The 20525-nt window shown below is 56.0% G+C and carries 13 protein-coding genes and 1 tRNA gene; 5 read left to right on the forward strand and 9 right to left on the reverse strand.

Annotation, left to right across the window (positions count from 1 at the left end):
• The first annotated feature begins 624 nt into the window (after positions 1 to 624).
• From VAE55_RS00395 to VAE55_RS00415, 5 genes are all read left to right on the forward strand, one after another.
• Complete coding sequence (locus VAE55_RS00395; RefSeq protein ID WP_322813849.1) at positions 625 to 2235, forward strand: gamma-glutamyltransferase family protein; 1611 nt, start codon at positions 625 to 627, stop codon at positions 2233 to 2235.
• 47 nt (positions 2236 to 2282) lie between these two features.
• Positions 2283 to 3785 (forward strand): acyl--CoA ligase, encoded by a 1503-nt coding sequence (locus tag VAE55_RS00400; RefSeq protein ID WP_416181151.1) that lies wholly within the window; start codon positions 2283 to 2285, stop codon positions 3783 to 3785.
• Between the two features lie 26 nt (positions 3786 to 3811).
• Positions 3812 to 4768, forward strand: coding sequence for a type I pantothenate kinase (gene coaA / locus VAE55_RS00405; protein WP_322813851.1), 957 nt, complete (start codon positions 3812 to 3814; stop codon positions 4766 to 4768).
• Between the two features lie 27 nt (positions 4769 to 4795).
• Positions 4796 to 5776 carry a 2-dehydropantoate 2-reductase gene (locus VAE55_RS00410; RefSeq protein WP_322813852.1) on the forward strand — a complete coding sequence of 327 codons (981 nt, stop codon included), beginning with the start codon at positions 4796 to 4798 and terminating at the stop codon, positions 5774 to 5776.
• A gap of 325 nt (positions 5777 to 6101) precedes the next feature.
• The gene (locus VAE55_RS00415) at positions 6102 to 6971 is read left to right on the forward strand and encodes an ABC transporter permease (protein WP_322813853.1); all 870 of its coding nucleotides are present in this window, start codon (positions 6102 to 6104) and stop codon (positions 6969 to 6971) included.
• Positions 6972 to 8272: 1301 nt separating this feature from the next.
• Here the strand turns inward: VAE55_RS00415 and ftsH are convergent.
• The 9 genes from ftsH to uvrC all read right to left on the reverse strand — a co-directional run bounded on the left by ftsH (position 8273) and on the right by uvrC (position 20241).
• The gene (gene ftsH / locus VAE55_RS00420; protein WP_322813854.1) at positions 8273 to 10240 is read right to left on the reverse strand and encodes an ATP-dependent zinc metalloprotease FtsH; all 1968 of its coding nucleotides are present in this window, start codon (positions 10238 to 10240) and stop codon (positions 8273 to 8275) included.
• Positions 10241 to 10437: 197 nt separating this feature from the next.
• Positions 10438 to 10983 (reverse strand): hypoxanthine phosphoribosyltransferase, encoded by a 546-nt coding sequence (gene hpt / locus VAE55_RS00425; RefSeq protein WP_322813855.1) that lies wholly within the window; start codon positions 10981 to 10983, stop codon positions 10438 to 10440.
• 2 nt (positions 10984 to 10985) lie between these two features.
• Positions 10986 to 12410, reverse strand: coding sequence for a tRNA lysidine(34) synthetase TilS (gene tilS / locus VAE55_RS00430; protein WP_322813856.1), 1425 nt, complete (start codon positions 12408 to 12410; stop codon positions 10986 to 10988).
• A gap of 52 nt (positions 12411 to 12462) precedes the next feature.
• Positions 12463 to 12537, reverse strand: a tRNA-Met gene (locus VAE55_RS00435).
• Between the two features lie 699 nt (positions 12538 to 13236).
• Positions 13237 to 14274, reverse strand: coding sequence for a sigma-70 family RNA polymerase sigma factor (locus VAE55_RS00440; protein WP_322813857.1), 1038 nt, complete (start codon positions 14272 to 14274; stop codon positions 13237 to 13239).
• Positions 14275 to 14510: 236 nt separating this feature from the next.
• Positions 14511 to 15428, reverse strand: coding sequence for a pseudouridine-5'-phosphate glycosidase (locus VAE55_RS00445; RefSeq protein ID WP_322813858.1), 918 nt, complete (start codon positions 15426 to 15428; stop codon positions 14511 to 14513).
• A gap of 56 nt (positions 15429 to 15484) precedes the next feature.
• Complete coding sequence (locus VAE55_RS00450; protein ID WP_322813859.1) at positions 15485 to 16654, reverse strand: DUF58 domain-containing protein; 1170 nt, start codon at positions 16652 to 16654, stop codon at positions 15485 to 15487.
• 7 nt (positions 16655 to 16661) lie between these two features.
• Positions 16662 to 18269 carry a carboxyl transferase domain-containing protein gene (locus tag VAE55_RS00455; protein ID WP_322813860.1) on the reverse strand — a complete coding sequence of 536 codons (1608 nt, stop codon included), beginning with the start codon at positions 18267 to 18269 and terminating at the stop codon, positions 16662 to 16664.
• Between the two features lie 16 nt (positions 18270 to 18285).
• Entirely contained in the window at positions 18286 to 20241 is a 1956-nt protein-coding gene (uvrC, locus tag VAE55_RS00460) for an excinuclease ABC subunit UvrC (RefSeq protein ID WP_322813861.1), read from the reverse strand.
• Positions 20242 to 20525: the final 284 nt, after the last annotated feature.

Below are 20525 nucleotides of genomic sequence, written 5' to 3' on the forward strand. Positions count from 1 at the left end.
GGGCCGGCGCAGCCCGGCGTTCCTGATATAAGCGTCAGTATTATAGCACAGTTCGTTGAATTTTGCCAAATTTATGTCGTGCTGAGGGTGCGGGATGCCCTGGATTGATGTTCACCGACGCGAAGTGCCTGAGTATGCGGTGGTTCGCCTGATGTTTGATCTGTATCGAACGCGCATTATTGGAGGGGTGGGCGTCACTTCTCGCTGTGCCGGGTTCACCACAGAGACGCAGAGGACACAGAGGAAATCGGTCTATGATCGTGACGATCACACACAGCATCCCCGTGACCAGCAGGGTCAATGGCGTGACACACGCCTGATCGTGAGCACGGCTGCCGCACGCCAAACGTCGCGACATGCGCATGACGAGCGGGCAAGGCAATACATCCAGCACGTGATGGCAGCGGAGATGGTCGGCAACCCTCCTCACTTTCGTACCGGCAGGCTGAGAGCAGGATATGCCGGCGTTGGCGATTGGCAAGCGTTCACACGCCTAGTCGACAGGCTGGGGGCAGACAGCACAGCTTTGGATGAAATAAGTTCTTCTGTCAAGCCGGAACACAGTTCATTGTATAATCAAATATCTTTTCACAATCTGTCTGTCGAGTGCGAAGGAGCCTTGCCATGGATCTCAACCTGCACCATTTTCCTTATCCCGGACGGCGAGTACCGGTGATTGCCGAGCGCGGAGTGGTTGCCAGTAGTCACCCCCTGGCATCTCAGGCCGGTATGCACATATTGCAGGCTGGTGGGAATGCGGTTGATGCGGCTGTTGCCACTGCCGCGGCGCTAACCGTGCTGGAACCAACCTCAAATGGGCTTGGGGGTGATGGTTTCGCCCTGATTTGGGCTGGCGATCATCTGTACGGCATCAATGGTTCGGGAACAGCGCCGGCCAGGTTGAGTCTTGACGCACTGAGCGCTGCCGGGCATACCGATATGCCAGTTTATGGCTGGTTCCCGGTAACCGTGCCGGGCGTCGTGCGCATGTGGGGAGATATGCACGACCGGTTTGGGCGTTTGCCGCTCGCGCAGGTCCTGGCCCCAGCCATCAGTTATGCCGCTGAAGGTGCGCCAACACCACCGATGGTCGCTTACTTCTGGGCACGAGGGGTTGCAGCTGCTCACAACCGTCACGGGCCTGAGTTTGCCGGTTTCTTGCCCACGTTTAGTATTGATGGACGAGCACCGCGACCGGGTGAGCGTTTCGTCAGCCCTGGTCACGCCCGTACCCTACGCCTGATCGCCCGTCATGGCGCCGATGTCTTCTATCAGGGTGAAATTGCCGAAGCGATTGACCGCTTCGCACGCGCTACCGGTGGTCTGTTGCGGGCAGATGATCTGGCTCGCCACCGTTCGGAATGGGTAACACCAATCAGTATGCAGTACCGTGGCTATACCGTCCACGAGATTCCGCCGAACGGTCAAGGAATTGCGGCGCTGATGGCATTTGGGATTCTCGATCACATCAATCTTAACGGCTATGCCCGCGAGTCGGCAGCATCGTTCCACCGCCAAATCGAAGCGATGAAACTGGCCTTTGCCGATGCCTTCGCCTATGTCGCGGACTCGGCCAGTGTAGCTGTGCCCATCAACGACATGTTGAATCGGCAGCGGCTGGCTGAACGTGCGCGCCTGATCGATGAACAGGCCCAAACCTATGGCCCGTCCGCCCTGCCACGCGGTGGTACAGTCTACTTCGCTGTCGTTGACCGTGACGGGATGATGGTGAGTATGATCCAATCAACGTATATGGGATTTGGTTCAGGGGTGGTGATCCCTGATTACGGTATTGCCCTGCACAACCGTGGTTGTGGCTTCGTATTAACCCCCGGCCATCCGAATCAGGTCGCTCCCGGTAAACGACCATTTCACACCATTATTCCCGGTTTCCTGAGCAAAGATAGCGTTCCCATCGGCCCCTTCGGTGTAATGGGAGCACATATGCAACCACAAGGGCATGTACAGGTTATCGTTAACAGCCTTGATTACGGAATGCACCCCCAGGCAGCACTGGATGCACCGCGCTGGCGCTGGGAGCGCGATGGCACGCTGCGGCTTGAGCTGGAAACACCACGCCACGTCATTGAAGGGCTGGCCGCTCGCGGCCACCAGGTGGTGGTCGAAAGTGAATTGGGTGGTTTTGGCCGGGGACAGATTATCTGGCGTCTGGCCAGTGGCAGCTACGTAGCAGGTACTGAACCTCGTTGTGATGGGCTGGCAATTGGATGGTGATCATTACCGACGGCATACGAGACAATAAACGATGGGGGATGAAGACGATGTACCGTACCGTGTATGATCTCCTGACAACTGGAAGCGATACCGATCCTGCGCTGATTGCACCGGGTGGCCCGACCTGGAACTTTGCCGATCTGCGTGCCCAGGTGTACCGCCTGGCCGAGTGGCTCCAGAACCATGGACTGGGACGCGGCGACCGGATTGCGATTGCACTTGGCAACAGCCCGACGATGGCCATCACCTTTCTGGCTGCGGCTACTGCGGCGACGGCTGCACCACTTAATCCCAAATATCGGCGGGACGAATTTGCCTTCTACTATGAAGACACCCAGGCCCGCGCATTAATTGTTGCCCCTGGCGAGGGCGACGAAGCCCGGGCTGCATTGCGTCCAGACATGCTGCTGATCGAAGCTGCCTTCGACAGCAACCATCAGCTTACTTTCTCGACATCAGGTACCGCTGGATCACTACGTCGCGACAGTTTGGCTACACCCGACGACATTGCCATGATCTTGCACACCAGTGGCACCACCAGCCGGCCCAAACGGGTACCTATTCGCCATCGTAATCTGGCCGCCTCGACTAGCAACATCATCACTACCTATCAATTGAGCGCGGCGGATCGTTCGCTCTGCGTGATGCCGCTCTTCCACATTCACGGCATTGTTGCCTCGTTGCTGAGTCAGTTAGCCGCCGGTGGAGCCGTCATCTGTCCACCTGGCTTCGATGGCCTCAAATTCTGGAGCTGGGTTGAACAAGAGCGCCCAACCTGGTACTCGGCCGTCCCGACGATGCACCAGGTCCTCCTGGCCCGTGCCGGACGCAACACTGCTATAATCAAAGCCAATCCATTCCGCTTCATTCGCTCCTCAAGCGCTCCCTTACCACCGGTCGTGATGGAGCAAATGGAGGAGGTCTTCGCGGCGCCGGTTATCGAAAGCTACGGCATGACCGAAGCCTCACATCAAATGACCTCTAATCCGTTACCACCTGGTCGACGAAAATCCGGCTCGGTGGGAATTGGATTTGGAGTAGAAGTGGCTATCATGGATGAACACGGCCAGTTGTTGCCGGCGGGCACGAAGGGCGAGGTTGTGGTGCGGGGACCGAATGTCGTTGATGGGTACGAAAATAATCCTGAAGCCAATGCCACGGCATTTGTGAATGGATGGTTTCGGACCGGTGACCAGGGGTATCTCGACGAAGATGGCTATCTCTGTCTGACCGGTCGTATCAAAGAGTTAATCAACCGCGGTGGCGAAAAGATTTCGCCCCTGGAGATTGATGACGTACTGCTCCGTCATCCGGCAGTCGCCGAAGCCCTGGCCTTTGCCGTGCCACATCCAACGCTGGGTGAAGAGGTGCATGCCGCCGTTGTATTACGCGAAGGCATGAATGCCGACGAGCGTGAATTACGCGAGCACTGCGCCCGCCTGCTGGCCGATTTCAAAGTGCCTCGTGCAATCCATATTCTGAGTGCGCTACCACGCGGTGCTACCGGAAAACTACAACGGATCACGATGGCGAAGACACTGGGATTGTAAGTAATGGGAGAAAGACAGGAACCGGCATGATCCTGAAGTCAGAATTTGAACGCCGCCTTTCACCATACATGAGTTTTTCGCGCTCAGAATGGGCAGCACTACGTAACGGCACCCCATTACCACTCAGTGCAGACGAGTTAGACACGCTGGTCAGTCTGAATGACACTGTCTCGATGGAAGACGTTGCCGACATCTACCTGCCACTGGTGCGTCTGCTACAAATCTACTACGACAATGCCTGTCGATTATACCAGGCCACCAGTGCATTTCTCGGCTCAGGGACAGCACGGGTACCGTATGTGATCGGCATTGCCGGTAGTGTCGCGGTAGGGAAGAGCAGCACAGCGCGCATCCTGCAAGCGCTCCTGGCACGTGGGCCTGGACGCCTCAAAGTCGATCTGATTACAACCGACGGTTTTCTTTACCCAAACCGAATCCTCCAGGAACGGGGGATTATGCACCGTAAAGGGTTTCCTGAAAGCTATGATCGGCGACGCCTCTTGCAGTTTATGGCCGATATTAAATCGGGGTATGGCCCGGTGAGTGCACCCGTCTATTCACACCTTATCTACGATATCGTGACCGATCAAACGCAGGTCGTTGATCATCCAGATGTTCTGATTGTTGAAGGGTTGAACGTGTTACAGCGCAGTTCCAATACTCGACGCGAACCACAACTCTATGTATCAGACTTCTTTGACTTCGCGATTTATGTCGATGCCGATGAACGTGATCTTGAACAGTGGTACATTGAACGATTTTTACGGCTGCGTGAAACAGCATTTCGCGATCCGTCCTCATACTTCCGCCGCTACGCTGAGCTGAACGAAGAGGAAGCTATCGCTACCGCACGACGTATCTGGCGCGAAATTAATTATGTCAATTTAAAACAAAACATAGAACCGACGCGCTGGAGCGCCGATCTGATTCTGGTCAAAGGACCTCGCCACGAGCTAGAGCGAGTCTATCTGCGCAAACTGTAGGAACACGTACAAGGAGTAGCGGATCATATGCGCATCTGTATTGTTGGCGCCGGAGCGATTGGTGGCTGGTTGGGGGCAAAGCTGATCCAGGCTGGAGCCGAAGTAACAATGATCGCTCGCGGGAGCCATCTGGCAGCCATTATCGAACACGGGTTGACCGTTGAATACCGTGATGGTCGGCGCGAGGTGGTGCGACCGGCACTGGCGACCTCTGATATAACGGTTGCCGGGCCGCACGATGTTGTGATCGTAGCAGTTAAAGCACAGTCCTTGCCGACGCTGGCTGCACCCATGCGAGCGCTCTACGGCCCCGACACAGCCGTTGTCTACGCTCAAAACGGCATTCCCTGGTGGTATTTTTTCCGGCACGGTGGCCCATACGAAGGTCGGCGGATCGAGGCAGTTGATCCCGGTGGTGTTATTGCTGCACATACCGAGATTGAACGGGTTATCGGCTGCGTCGTCTATCCCGCCGCCGCCATCGAACGTCCTGGCGTCATTCGACATATTGAAGGAAACCGTTTTACACTCGGTGAACCCGATGGCAGCCGGAGCGAGCGTATGGTACGCCTGAGTAAATTGCTGGAGTCGGTCGGTTTACGAGCGCCGGTCAAGACCGATATTCGCAATGAAATCTGGCTAAAGTTGTGGGGAAATCTCTCGTTTAACCCGATCAGCGCATTGACCCGCGCTACCATTGACCGCATTATCGCTGATCAGGGCACGTACAACCTGGCGGCAACAATGATGGCTGAGGCGCAACAGGTCGCCGAGCAACTAGGTATTCGGTTTCCGGTCTCGATTGAACGCCGCATCCGCATGGCCGAGGAGATCGGCGCTCACAAGACCTCGATGCTACAAGATATTGAAGCGAAGCGACCAACCGAAATCGATGCCCTACTGGGGGCAGTGGTTGAGCTGGCCGAATTGACCGGTACGCCAACCCCGACGCTGCGGGCCATATATGCCGTGACGTCACTACTGGATCGAATCAACTGTGAGTTGTGATGGGCGCTGTTGGTTGTGAAAATCCGACGCACCAACGGCACATCTGCCTGCTTCAAGCCGAGAAGCTGTTGCGTACATCCACGGAGAAACCACGCTCTAGATTGAATGCCTTTTACGTGCAGTGATGTACGTGTTGCATGGGTCGGGTGCGGAAGGTATGCTTCCACACCATAACCATCTGACAGACGCCTCTACATCCAGGTCTCACAATAGGTCACATGCTCTATAATGGTGCCAGGTAACACGTCTCGCTTGAATCTCACCCTCTCAACAGCAGAGGCGCGATAACACGCATCCAGACTCGTCCAGCGGCAAAGGTATACGTATGCATAGCATCATTGTTAACCCGGTATTGACCCGTGAACTCTTCGGTCGGATTCGTGGACGCAATGCCTGGCTTATTCTGAGCGGCTACCTGACTATCATTGGCGCTATTACGCTGCTGATTTATGCGGTATTTATCAGCTCGGCCAGCCCAAATGACCCTAACACGGCCCGTACCATCGGTAAAAGCATCTTTTTCACCGTGATGACTGCGGCGCTGGTACAGGTTTGCTTTCTGTCGCCTTCACTAACAGCAGGGGCAATTGTCGGTGAAAAAGAACGCCAGACTTATGATTTACTGCTTGCCTCGTTGTTGTCACCACTTCAGATCATCACCGGTAAGCTCTTGTCAGCAATTGCGTTTGCATTGTTGCTCATCACGGCTTCTCTCCCAATTGCCGGTCTATCCCTTCTTTTTGGCGGCATTACTGCACAAGAAATCCTGATTGGGGTGATCAGTTTGTTGATCACGGCCATCTGCTATGCAGCAATTGGCCTTTTCTGGTCAACGGTGATGCGCTCGACGCTTGGTGCAACGGTAATGGCGCAGGGAACGGTGATCGCCATTCTGTTGCTGGTACCATTTCTCTTCTTTGTGATTTCATTGTTGATCGGCATATTCGATAGCAATCCTTCGCCGCTCTACATCTATACAATGGGAGCATTCATCTGCTTGCATCCGTTTATTGCCCTGGGGATAACGGCTGCCATCCTTGAGGAAGGCGGCAATCCATGGCTCTGGACAGTTCCTTCGTCTATCGGTGATCTCATAGTACCTTTACCCTGGGTGGTCTACATAGCGCTTATGATCATCGTTACGGTGATTTGTTTAAGTCTGGCCCTGCAGCGGATACGTCCGGCTGAAGAATAGGCGGAATACGAGTGACGGTGAAGTGGGATGAGTATCTAATATCAAATCCTGACTAATATGGTGCACATTGTCGAGACCATCAATCATCATTGCAAAGCCTCTTCATCAGAGTCACGTACCGGCAGAGGGACGCGCTGCGATCCGCCGACTCAAAATGTATCCTTCCACTACCCCTCGTTCACCGCATGCCTCGTATGGTAGTGAACAGGCACAGGCACCGTCCGTAGGGGCGGGTTTAGAACCCGCCCCTACGGAACCGTCCATCCGTATTATGTCAGGTAATTTCAAACCTCGACTGACAGTGCCTCATTCAGGTTGACAGGGCCGTGCTGGCGCACGGCCGGGCTGCTATCTGTGAGCCAATAGTGGTTCGTCGCAAGCAAACTAACCGGTTCACGTGTAGTTGTTCAGGTGCAGCGCTTGCGATTGGGTCAGGCGTGTTATACTTGCTTACAGCAGTACACCGCGACACGCCCCCACTCTAACCCGCCCCCAGCAGGCTATGCATTCCCCACATGTCACACAGAAGCCGGTATGACGCCTCATATCCCATCGTGATAGATACGGTGCCATGCGTCACTTACACCGTATGGTTAGGCGAGCCACGGCATTCTGCTGCGGTAGGCCGGACTGCAAGCGCTCCCCGTGACGCGGGCATCTCGTGGCGCAGGCTTCCAGCCCGCGTGCCGGCATCCCCGCCACCATCGTCAGATGCTGGTCGTGGCTGCTGGTGCGCAAGCGGGCACCTATTGCAACAAGACGTCTACGCTCAGGTAGCACATTCATGCCTGACCGACTCGATGATCGTCACGAATACATCCAGCATCCCCGTGACCAGGAGGGGGAACGGCGTACCACGCGCCGAATCGTGAGCACGGCTGGCGCGGCAGCATGGCTGCCGCACTCCAAACCCTGCGACACGCACGTGATGCGCACGTAAGGCAACCCATCCAGCACGTGATAGCACGGCTGGCGCTGTGCGCTGCCACCGGGCAGTCGCTCAAAACAGCACCCATGGCAATCATACCCGCTGATATACCCGTGGTTGACACCAGTTGTGGTTAATGCATAGCCCAGCGGGTGCGGGAACCACCGGTAAAGGATGGTGCTCTCTTTTGTGCGTCGGTTTGGGGGTGAGGTACTCTGCTGGAAGCGCAACATGGGCTGTGTCCGGTAGCGAGCGGGGCAGAAGCTCGCGCTCCACTAGACCAGATTTGATATCAGATGGCTGCCGATAATACAAAGCACCCCTACTGGCGAGATTACCAGTAGGGATGATCAATTACAACTAGGCGGCAGAATTACGCCGGAAGTGGATTGGTACCACCAAAGCCGTGCTGTGATGCATCGGGCTGAGTGGAGCGCTCTTCAGCTCGTCCATTAGGCGTGCTGCTACTCTTGCTCAGATCGAGCGCCAGCGGTTTTACCCGACGAATCATCTCCTCGAGCTGTTCGCCATCAAGCGTCTCGTATTCGAGTAACGCATTTGCCATATCGTCCAGCACAGCCCGATTCTGAAGCAGGATTTGCTGCGCCGTTTCGTAGGCTTCGGTGACAATCGCATGCACCTCTTCATCAATCTGGCGCGCCACCTCATCACCGTAGTTACGCTGCTCGCTGATTTCGCGGCCAAGGAAGATCAGCTCTTCCTTCTCACCAAAGACCATTGGGCCGAGGCGCTGGCTCATACCGTAGCGCGTGACCATTGCCCGTGCAATACGAGTGACCTGCATCAAATCACCAGAAGCACCGGTTGTCACCTCATCGTTACCGAAGACAATCTCTTCAGCTACCCGGCCGCCCAGCGAGACGGCCAGACGTGCTTTGAACTGCGAAACGGTTCGCAGGTTCAGACTATCCTCATCAGGCAGGAAGAGCGTGTACCCACCGGCCTGTCCACGTGGAATAATGGTCACCTTCTGCACTTTGTCGGCCTTCGGCAACGCAGCACCAACAATCGCGTGTCCGGCCTCGTGGTAGGCCACCACCAATTTCTGACGGTCGGTCATCACACGCGAACGCCGCTCAGGGCCACCGATGGCAACCCGCTCGACCGCATCCTGGAACTCTGCCATGCTGATCTTGCGCTTCGAGCGGCGAGCAGCCAAAATTGCTGCTTCGTTTACAACGTTCATCAGATCAGCACCCGAGAAACCAGGTGTCTGACGAGCGATAACTTCAAGATTGACGTCCTCGGCCAGAGGCTTACCCTTGACGTGAACCTTCAGAATCTCGATCCGACCCCGCACATCGGGCGCATCGAGCACCACCTGGCGGTCAAAGCGGCCTGGTCGCACGAGCGCCGGATCAAGCACATCGGGCCGGTTCGTCGCCGCGATCACGATCACGTTCGTGTTGGTATCGAAGCCATCCATCTCAACCAGAATCTGGTTGAGCGTTTGCTCACGCTCGTCGTGTGAGCCACCTAAACCAGCACCGCGCTGCCGACCGACGGCATCAATTTCATCAATGAAGACGATACAGGGTGCATTACGCTTTGCCTGATCGAACAGATCGCGCACACGTGAGGCACCTACGCCAACAAACATCTCAACAAACTCAGAACCAGAGATGCTGAAGAAGGGAACACCTGCCTCTCCAGCGACGGCCCGCGAGAGCAACGTCTTACCGGTACCGGGCGGGCCAACCATCAGCACACCACGCGGAATGCGTGCCCCGAGCGCGGCAAACTTGTCAGGAAACTTGAGGAACTCAACAATTTCGGCCAGGTCCTGCTTTGCCTCTTCCTGACCGGCCACATCGGCGAAGGTAATTGTGGGCTTATCGCCGGCAAACATCCGTGCCCGGCTCTTGCCAAACGACATCGCCTGATTGTTGCTCCCCTGCGCCTGACGCATGAAGAAGACGAAAAAGCCGATGAGGAGCAGGGTTGGCAGCAGAATGGTAAAGATACTAAGCAAACCACCCCAGGCTGGTGCCGGCTGCACGGTTACGTTGATCGTTCGCCGACCGTTCTCGTCGTACAGCGGTACGTTGTAGTCGGCCAGCAACTTCATCACGCTATCCGACGTTTCGACCCGTGAGCGGTATTTCTTACCATCCTTGTAGGTGACAATAATCTGTTCGTCGCCAGCCTGCGCCTGAATTTCACTTACCAGTCCAACCTGAGCATCGGCGATGACATCAGCAATGCCTTTCTCCTCAGTCTGGCTGGCACCCTGACCAAAATATTGGAAGAACAGCGCTAGCGCTGCAACCAGAATGATGAGATAGACAAAACTATTCTTCAACCAACGATTATCGCTCATACATCTTCTTTCTAGAGGGGTTGCCTCGCCATCTTCTGGTAGACCAGACAATACTGAGGAATGAACCCCACTTAATGAGTAATATGCGGCCACAACGGCAATGAGCCATTCTGTACGCCGCTTGTTAGAATTATAGCATCAGCCGATCATCAACGGCAAGGGAACAGATTACACTCAAAGTGTGATCTGGATCACAACTACACCGACTGGTAGACCTCGGAGCGCAACACGCCAATGAAGGGGAGATTGCGATAGCGCTCGGCATAATCCAGGCCGTACCCAACCACAAAGGCATTAGGGATATTAAAGCCAATGTAGTCCACCGGCACATCTGCTGTACGTCGTTCAGGTTTGTTAAGCAACGTGCAGATACGCAGACTGGCCGGATTACGCCGCAGCAATTGCGACCGCAGATACGCTAGAGTTAGGCCACTATCAATAATGTCTTCGACAATCAACACGTGGCGCTGCGAAATGTCAGTATCGAGGTCCTTGATCAGACGCACCACACCCAACGACTCGGTACTGGCGCCATAACTGGCAACCGCGATGAAATCAATCGCAAGCGGCAGATCAATTGCCCGCGCCAGATCAACCATAAACATGGCGCAGCCCTTCAGAACGCCGACCAGCAGCAGATCACCGAGGTCGCGATAATCGGCACTGATCTCAGCAGCTAGCTCAGCAACCCGTTGTCTGATCTGATCTTCCCCAATCAAGATATAATCAATGTCCTGACGCATGCTTACTCCTGTCTTGTTGTGGCAGTCTGAACAATCCCAATCCACATTGTAGCCTGATTTGGTTCAGATGCAGCGACGCCGGCAGCAACTCGCAATCCAACTACCCAGAGAATTTGATCATCGGCAGTGGTAAGAATCGGCCAGGCAGCCCGCAGCATACGTGGCACTCGCAAATCAACGAACACATCTTGTAAGCGTCGCCGCCCCGGTGCACCAACAGGCCGCATCCGATCACCGGGACGCCGTGGCCGTAACTGCAAAGGAGCAGACGGACGCTGAGCCAGTCCTAACCACCAGCGGTCAGGATGCACCGGGGGATGATCCTGCACGATACACTGCCAGTTATTCGCCAGTGGCACAATCCCCCGATCCGGTAATGTCACAGGTGTTGTCAACTGCGGGCCAGATGGCGGTAATGCCGATGGCAAGTGCAATGTGACTGTCTGCTGATCGCACACGAGTGTCACCTGGGGAGCAATCTGCGTTGAGCGGCCAGACTGCCCGCCGATGAGATGCAGTGCTGCATCGAGGTGGGCTAAACCCGGTTCCTCTGCACCAAGTTCAGCAATCGCACGCCGCAACGCATAACGGCGTAGTGCTGGATGGAGGCTCATCAGGGCAGCACGCTCAAATACCACTTTGTCAGACCGCTGCTCAACGATGAGGCTCGGCCACCGATCTGCCAGTATGGTTTGGATAAAATCGTAATCTTCCGCACAGATACGGGCTGTACGAGTAAGGGCAGCAGTAATCTGAGGATTCTCGCTTGCAAGCTGAGGCAAGAGCACATGCCTGATACGGGCCCGCACATAATGGAGATTACGGTTCGTTGGATCGTCGCGTGGGGTTAACTGATGATCAGCGCAGTACGACGCCAGTTCAGACCGACTGACCGTCAGCAGCGGGCGCAACAATGGTGGGCCGTGGGGCGGAGCCTGTCCGCTATCAATCAGGGCTGCCGCCCATTCCGACCACTCGACGCGGGGTTGCATGCCGCGCAAGCCTGCCGGCCCGGCGCCACGGAGTAAGTGCATTAAGACCGTTTCCGCCTGATCATCAGCCTGATGAGCGACGAGCACGGCATCAACTTGTTCGGCAAGGGCAGTTGTGGCAAGAAAGGTGTAGCGTGCAGTTCGCGCCTCGGCCGGTGTTGTTCCTGGTGGCAAGTGGGCACGTCCGACAATTGCCCGTACCCCCCAGGCTGTCGCAGTAGCAGCGACGAAGTCGGCGTCTGCCGCAGATTCAGCACCTCGCAGGCCGTGATCGAGATGCGCTACAACTGGGGTCGGGCCACCAGCACGGTGCAATGTGCAGAGCATGTGCAGCAGGGCAAGTGAGTCGCTGCCGCCAGAGACAGCAACCAGTAGGCGAGCAGAAGACTGCTCGACGCCCTCAGCACGTAAAAACTGGCGCAATAGATCAAGCATGGTGGTATTGCACGATGAACGGAAACGCCGGTGAGCGTTGCTCACCGGCGACTGGTGCCGGAGGCGGGATTCGAACCCGCGACCTAACGATTATGAGCCGTTTGCTCTACCGCTGAGCTACCCCGGCACAGCTCCCAAGTCTATCACTGAAGAGGAATTTCGTCAAGTTGTGAACACCAGAAATCATCACCACGATGAGGTAATACGACCAAGTTATATCAACGCTCGCGTAGGAGCGGGTTAAGAACCCGCCCCTACAGAACCCGCCCATCGATATCCTGATCCTGTAGATGACAACCACGGATCATAGTTCACCGCATATTCGGTGATAGGCAGTGACACTGTGCATCACGCCTGATAGCCTCATCGCTGTTCATCAGTCCAATGATCTGAACGCCTGCTCCACGATCTGCACCACCGCTCACATGCCGTCAGAACATCACGGATGGTCAAACCGGACAGACACGCTATAAACGCACGTTGTCCTCGTGACTTGTAGGAAAATCGCTGCGACCAACCCCTGATCGTGAACACGGCTACCGCACTCCACATCAGCCCCACGGACAACCCTATCTGGCAACAGTATCCTCTCTAAAACGTGATCCTACCGCGTGCGCTGCGGCAAGACCAGTTCTACACTGCCGTGATCAGGCTCAGTGGCAGGGTGATCCTCTCACCACGGTACGGGCCGTCTGACGGGCACGGACGGTGTCAGCGATAGTAAAATGTGCGTTTGGGCAATACCGGGGAAATCCCATCCCAAACGCACGTCAGGTATCGTTGTGTGGCTACGGCCAGGCAGGTTGGCAAGCAGAGTCTTGTGCAACTACTCCAGATAATCGCGGAGATGCTGCCCGACTTCAGGACTACGCAAGCGCCGCAGAGCCTCGGCTTCAATCTGCCGTGCCCGTTCGCGCGTCATACCGAGCACACGGCCTACCTCTTCGAGCGTCCGGCGTCGGCCATCAACCAGACCGTAGCGCAAATCGATAATCCGGCGTTCCCGATCATTGAGGCAGTCAAGGGCAGCACACAGATCGCGGCGCAGCAGCTTTTGAGCCGCCATTTCTCCCGGTGTCGGCAGTTCTTCATCAGTCAGAAAATCGCCAAGTGTGTGCTCACCTTCATCGCCGACCGGTGTTTCCAGCGAAACCGGACGACGCGCCGCTTCGAGAATGCGCTGAATACGCTCAACCGGCTGGCCAAGCGCCATTGCAATCTCTTCCGCCGTCGGCTGGCGTTCGAGCGATTGCGCCAGACGTTCGGCGATTCGCTTCACCTGTCCAACCGACTCGCTCATATGCACCGGCAACCGGATTGTCCGCCCCTGTTCGGCAATCGCCCGCGTCACCGCCTGGCGAATCCACCAGGTTGCGTATGTGCTGAAGCGATTACCTTTGTGGTAATCGAACTTCTCCACCGCACGCATCAGACCAATATTACCTTCCTGAATCAGGTCAAGCAGAGCCAGACCACGCCCGACATACTTCTTGGCAATACTCACGACCAGGCGTAAATTGGCCTGGATGAGATGGCGACGTGCCTCTTCACCCTGCTGAACTGCCTGAAGGAGTTCGTAGCGTTCGCACGGCGTCAGGTCGGTCGCTGTAGCAAGCCGGGCTTCAGCCTCATTACCACGTTCAATACGCTCGGCCAACTCGATCTCTTCAGCAGCGGTCAGAAGAGAGACGCGGCCAATCTCTTGCAGGTAATGCTGAACAGCGTCAAAGGTTGGCTCTACCTGCTCGATATCGCTCAGATCGGGAGAGAGAGTCTCCTCTTCGTGCCCGAAACGTTCATCACGCTCGTGCGTGTGCAGTGATACTTCTTCTTTTTCCCAGGTTGACAATCGACGCTTGAGCATTGGCGGGCACTCCTGCCTAACTATGCAGCTATGACAAGACACAACAAAAATCCCTCCGCTCACGCGGAGAATGCCTACAGAGGCGCCCAGCACGTAACGAAACGGGGTAACGTGTGAGGTTTCAACCGTCGAGGATGTGACGGTGCAAGCTGTTACATCTGATAACAGCGATAGTTAGTATAAAAGCAATAACGCAATTTGTCAAGTACTTTGCACACGGTTTGTTCACCCAGGTTTCAACCCAATTCACTGATCCGAACCGCGACTTCAGCGGCTACACGGGTATTGTTTCGCAGCAAAGCAATGTTAGTCTCGATACTCTCGCCGCTGGTCTCTTCGGCCATTGCTGCCAGGAGAAACGGCGTGACTGCCGGCCCGCGCACACCTTCTGCCTCAGCACGAGCCAATGCCCGACTGATAGCTGCTTCAACTGCATCTCGCTCCAGGGCATGGCGCTCTGGTGGTGGAACGCAGAGCAACATACCGCCAGGGGCAGCAAATGTATGGTAACGGCGCTGAATACGCCACATGCGGGCGGCTGCCAGCGCATCAGCCGCCACAGCCGCTACTGTCAGGCCGCTATGGGGGGTGTAAAAGGCCGGGAATTCTACCGTCTGGTACCCAACCACCGGTACGCCCTGAGTCTCCAGGTATTCGAGCGTCGCCGGCAGGTCGAGGATTGCCTTCGCACCAGCACACACAACCAGCATAGGTGTACGGCCCAATTCGGTCAGATCGGCACTCACATCCCAGCTATGGGTTGCACCGCGATGAACGCCGCCAATCCCACCGGTAGCGAAGACCTCAATCCCAGCCGCAGCCGCGAGCGCCATCGTTGCCGCCACTGTTGTGGCGCCATCGACGTGATCGACAATTGCCGCACCAATATCACGCCGACTCAACTTGCGCACCCGATCACCACCAACCGCCAGCCGTTCCAGCTCATTGCCATTCAGACCAATGACCGGCACTCCTTCGATCAGACCGACAGTCGCCGGTACCGCACCCGCAGTGCGCACTTCGGCTTCCAGACCCTCCGCTACGGCCAGGTTGTGGGGGTAGGGAAGGCCGTGGCTAATTAATGTGCTCTCCAGGGCAACCACTGCCCGCCCTTCTTCGAGCGCAGTGGTAACTTCTTCAGCAATGCGCAGCATAGCAATGTCTCCTCATTATGTACTGCACCGGCATAAACGACAGCGTTTATCACTTTTCACGCACAAGGAATAATCGCACCTGTACGATCTATTTGCAACGTGACGATACCATACTGTTGGGCCTGGAGAAGATCGCTCAGAACCGGATCGGTCAGGACCAATACCACTTTCATTGCGCGTTGACGGATAGCCACCAAAGTCGTCAGGATTTGGGTGCTCAGGGCACTGGTGATCAGAACCAGGGTTGCGCCGGGACGTAGGACAGGCTCACCCGTTATTACCTCTTCGATCAGTGGTACGTCTGTCGCCGGTTCGAGCCGACCGAGGCGAACCAATAGTTCGCGCAGATGTTCAACGCCGGTCGCAGGCAACAACGTGATGCCAGCTTTGCAGTGTAACGGATCGTAGCCGTTGCTGCACAAGCCAACTGCCTGACGCCGCTGGATAAGCGTGGAAGCCAGGGAAGCTGTGGCAACAACTGCCCGTTCACGATTGTCGTAGGCAAACCGCCCCGGATACTCAGCCTCGGCAAAAGCCAGCACGATCAGGGTTTCACGGGCAATGGTAGGGGTCAATTCACGTACCTGAAGATCACCGAGACGTGCGCTTGTTTTCCAGTCGATCCGTCGCGGCGGATCGCCGACCTGATAGGTACGAATGCCAGTTTTCTGAGTAGCGTCCTCGAACAGACTCAGGTGATAGCGCTCCTGACTGTAGGGGAGAGCTGCGATCAGATGAAGCAAGCGCAACGAAACGACTGCCGGGGTGACAGTGATTGGTGTTGGTTGCTGTTCAGTAAGCTGAATCTCATTCTGCTCAAACACCGAGCCAATCCGCAGGCTGAGCGGCCCCAACCAGTAGAGACCACGCTGACGGCACTGAATCGGGTAGCGCAGAGTATGCCTTTGACCGGGCCACAGGCTCAGAACCCATTCTCGGCGGGGGACATGACTCAGCATAACCGGAATATCCTCCCGCACCACCAGGTATGGTAACGGCAACCAGCCACGGTAGGTCACGTGAATTTCGACCTCGGCTACCTCATCGGGTGCCAGCGCCAGAGGTGCACACCGTTGCCAGGTGATCTGGTTACGGGCAATGCGTGGCCACAACCAACCTAAGACCTGGAGACCTATCAGGGTGTAGGCCACAAAGCCAACGACCGGCTGCGGATCAAATATCAGCCAGATCACGACAATTCCGGTCACGATGCGTAACGGTGTCATGGCAGACCTACATACGAAAGACGCCGAAACGGGTCGGTTGCACCGGCGCTTCAGCGGCAGCCGCCAGACCCAACGCCAGCACGCGTCGCGTCTCTACCGGGTCAATCACTCCATCATCCCAAAGCCGGGCACTGGCATAATACGGATGCCCCTCCTGCTCATATTTAGCCAGAATCGGCGCAATGAAGCGTTCTTGCTCTTCAGGGCTCATGTCCTGACCACGAGCACGCAGATTGTCACGCCGGATAGTGAGGAGGACATTCGCAGCCTGCGTTCCACCCATCACGCTAATGCGTGCGTTCGGCCACATCCAAAGCTGGCGGGGCTGATAAGCACGCCCGCACATACCATAATTACCGGCACCAAAGCTACCGCCGATAATCACGGTAAACTTTGGCACATTCGCACAGCTGACAGCCGTTACCAACTTTGCGCCATCTTTCGCGATACCGCCATTTTCATACTGCTTTCCGACCATAAAGCCAGTGATGTTTTGCAAGAAGACAAGTGGAATATTGCGCGCACAACACAGCTCGATAAAATGCGCACCCTTGAGGGCACTTTCGCTGAAAAGAATGCCGTTGTTGGCGAGAATCCCAACCGGGAAGCCCTCGATATGGGCAAAGCCGCAAACCAGCGTGGTACCGTAGCGCGCCTTAAATTCGTGCAAGCGGCTGCCATCAACAATCCGAGCAATCACTTCGCGCACATCGTAGCTCTGGCGAAAATCGCGTGGTAGAATACCATAGATTTCCTGCGGATCGTAACGCGGAGGCTCTGGATCACGCAATTCCCAATTTGCCCGCTGCTGTGGCCCCAAATGGGCAACAATGTCGCGTACAATAGCCAGCGCCTCGCGATCATCGTTGGCAAAATAGTCGGCCACCCCAGAGATACGGGTATGGACGTCGGCCCCACCCAATTCTTCGGCAGTCACCTCTTCGCCGGTAGCCGCCTTAACCAGCGGTGGCCCACCGAGAAAGATGGTGCCATTGCCCTTCACAATCACGACTTCATCACTCATGGCCGGAACATAAGCTCCACCGGCGGTACAACTGCCCATCACACAGGCAATTTGGGGAATGCCTTCGGCTGACATCTGGGCCTGGTTGTAAAAGATGCGACCGAAATGATCACGGTCGGGGAAGACTTCGCTTTGCAGAGGGAGATAAGCTCCACCACTATCAACTAAATAGATGCAGGGCAGGTAGTTTTCGCGGGCAATCTCCTGGGCACGGAGATGCTTTTTCACCGTCAGTGGGAAATAGGTGCCGCCCTTCACGGTCGCATCATTGGCAATAATCATCACCGGACGCCCGGCTACGAGGCCAATCCCGCAAACGATGCCGGCGGCAGGAACCTCTTCATCGTAGACGTTATAGGCAGCCAGCGCACCGATCTCAAGAAAGGCGCTATCAGGATCGATCAACGTATCAATCCGGTCACGCACAAAGAGCTTGCCGCGTTCTTCATGCCGACGACGCTGTTCAGCCCCGCCCCCCTGACGAATCTGGGCCAGTCGTTCGCGGAGATCGGCAGCCAGTGATTGGTGATAGGCAAAGTTGGTCTGAAAATCGGGGCTGTTGGTTTGGATATGCGAATGGATAATCGACATTGCTCTTCTCCGACAACTACAGCAAACTCTTCAGCTCTTCGGCAGCCTTTCGTGTCATACCCGGCACGGCAGCAAGTTCATCGATACTGGCCTGACGAATGGCGTCAAGGGAGCCAAAAGCCTTCAGCAGGGCACGCTTACGCTTGGGGCCAATGCCAGGAATGTCTTCCAGGGACGAACGAAGGATCGCTTTGCTACGTAACTTGCGGTGGTACGTTATTGCGAAGCGATGGGCCTCTTCGTCAATCCGCTGGATCAGGGCCAGCGCTTTGCTATCACGGGCCAGCACCAGCGGCTCGCAATCGAGCCGAATCAGATCGAAACGGCTGCGATCAGGGCCTTTGGCAACTCCAATCACCGGAATCTGGGTAAATCCCAGGTCGCGGAGGGCCGCTGACGCGGCGGCAACCTGCGCCTGCCCACCATCAACCAACAGCAGATCGGGCAACTCTGCCCAACTCTCCAGAGCCTGTTGATCGGTATTGCCTGTCTCAGAGGTCTTATTGTCGTCATCGGCAACCATCCCAGTGACGGTTTGGGTCTCGCCAAGTGCCTCAGCCGCCCGCCGGAAACGACGGCTGATCACTTCGTGCAACGAAGCAACGTCATTGGCGCCGCTCACCGTCTTGATCTTGAAGCGACGGTAATGGGCCGGACAGGGCGATCCGCGCTCGAACACCACCATACTGGCAACTGAGTGTTGTCCCTGAATATTCGACACATCGTAGCACTCAATGCGGTAGGGCAGGGCGGGCAGCTCAAGCAGATCGCGCAACTCGCTGAGCGCAGCAACAGCACGTTGCTCGGAATTGAGCCACTGTTCGCGAATTTCGCGCAGCTTCTGACGTGCGTTGTTGGCAGCCAGCTCAACCAGTTGTCGCTTCTCACCCCGGCGGGGCACCGTAATTTCGACCCGATGGCCGCTTTTCTGTTGGAGCCACGACGCGATGATCATTGGCTCCTCAACATGATCGGCCAGTAACAGGTTGGGTGGAATGTTGGGGGCATCCTGGTAGAACTGGGTGAGAAATGAGGTCAACAACGCCTCATCACTCTCGCCTTCGGTACCCTGGAGGGTAAACGGTTCGGCGTTAATAAGTTTACCGCCCCGGATGAAGAGCACCTGCACCACTGCACTGCCCTCTTCGCGGGCAAACGCGATCACGTCTTGATCGGTGTCAACCGTGCGTAATACCTGCTGGCGCTCGGAAATCTTCTCGATAGCCTGAATGCGATCACGCAGGTATGCGGCACGCTCGAACTCAAGCTGTTCAGCGGCCTGCTCCATCTGGGCACGCAACTCGCGCACGATTTGATCACTCTTGCCTTCGAGGAAGCGACAGACGGCGTCAATCGCCTGCCGATAGGCTTCTTTTGTCACCAGACCGGGCACACATGGGCCGAGACAACGCCGCATCTGGTAGTAGAGGCAGGGCTTGCCCAGTTTACGGTGACGGTTGAATTTGTCGTCTTTACACTCGTAGGGTGGGCGAAAGGCAAAAAGCCGATTGAGGACCTCGAGTGCCTGATAGACGGAACCGGGACTGGCGTAGGGGCCAAAGTAGCGTGCGCCATCGTTGAGCACCTGGCGGGTCGCGAAGACGCGCGGCCAATCTTCGTTGACCGTCACCTTGATGTAGGGATAGGTCTTATCGTCTTTGAGCAAAATGTTATACGGAGGGCGATGCTGTTTAATCAGGTTCATTTCCAGCAGCAACGCCTCTAATTCACTTTGGGTGACGATAATGTCAAAATCGGCAATATGACTGACAAGCCGCCGGGTTTTGCCACGCAGGCTGCGCGGTGAGCCGAAATACGAACGCATGCGGTCGCGCAGCCGTTTGCTCTTGCCCACGTAGAGCAGACGGCCAGTGGCGTCTTTCCAGAGATAGACGCCGGGTTGGTCGGGTACCAATCGCAGCCGTTCGAGAAAGGCCGTGTGATCGCGGATGGCAGTATGACTAAGATCCATAGCGCCCGGATGTTACCTCATCATCTTTGAAGGTCGGCATGTTGTGTATCTTTACCATGATTTTGACATTTATCTCAATCATATCATACCGGTGATGGTATTAGAAAAGAAACCGTCGCGTCGCCGCAGTGACGCCATCTATTGGTGAGAGCGATTATACCGCGGCGCGTCTGAACCTGATGCGAGCGATGAGTGATCGGATAACACATTGGTTCCTCTGTTCAGGTATCATTCATCTTAATGGTATATTGTCAATGGCGAGGGGGAAAAAGTACGCAGGATGG

The organism is Chloroflexus sp., assembly GCF_034432675.1.
Lineage (GTDB): Bacteria > Chloroflexota > Chloroflexia > Chloroflexales > Chloroflexaceae > Chloroflexus.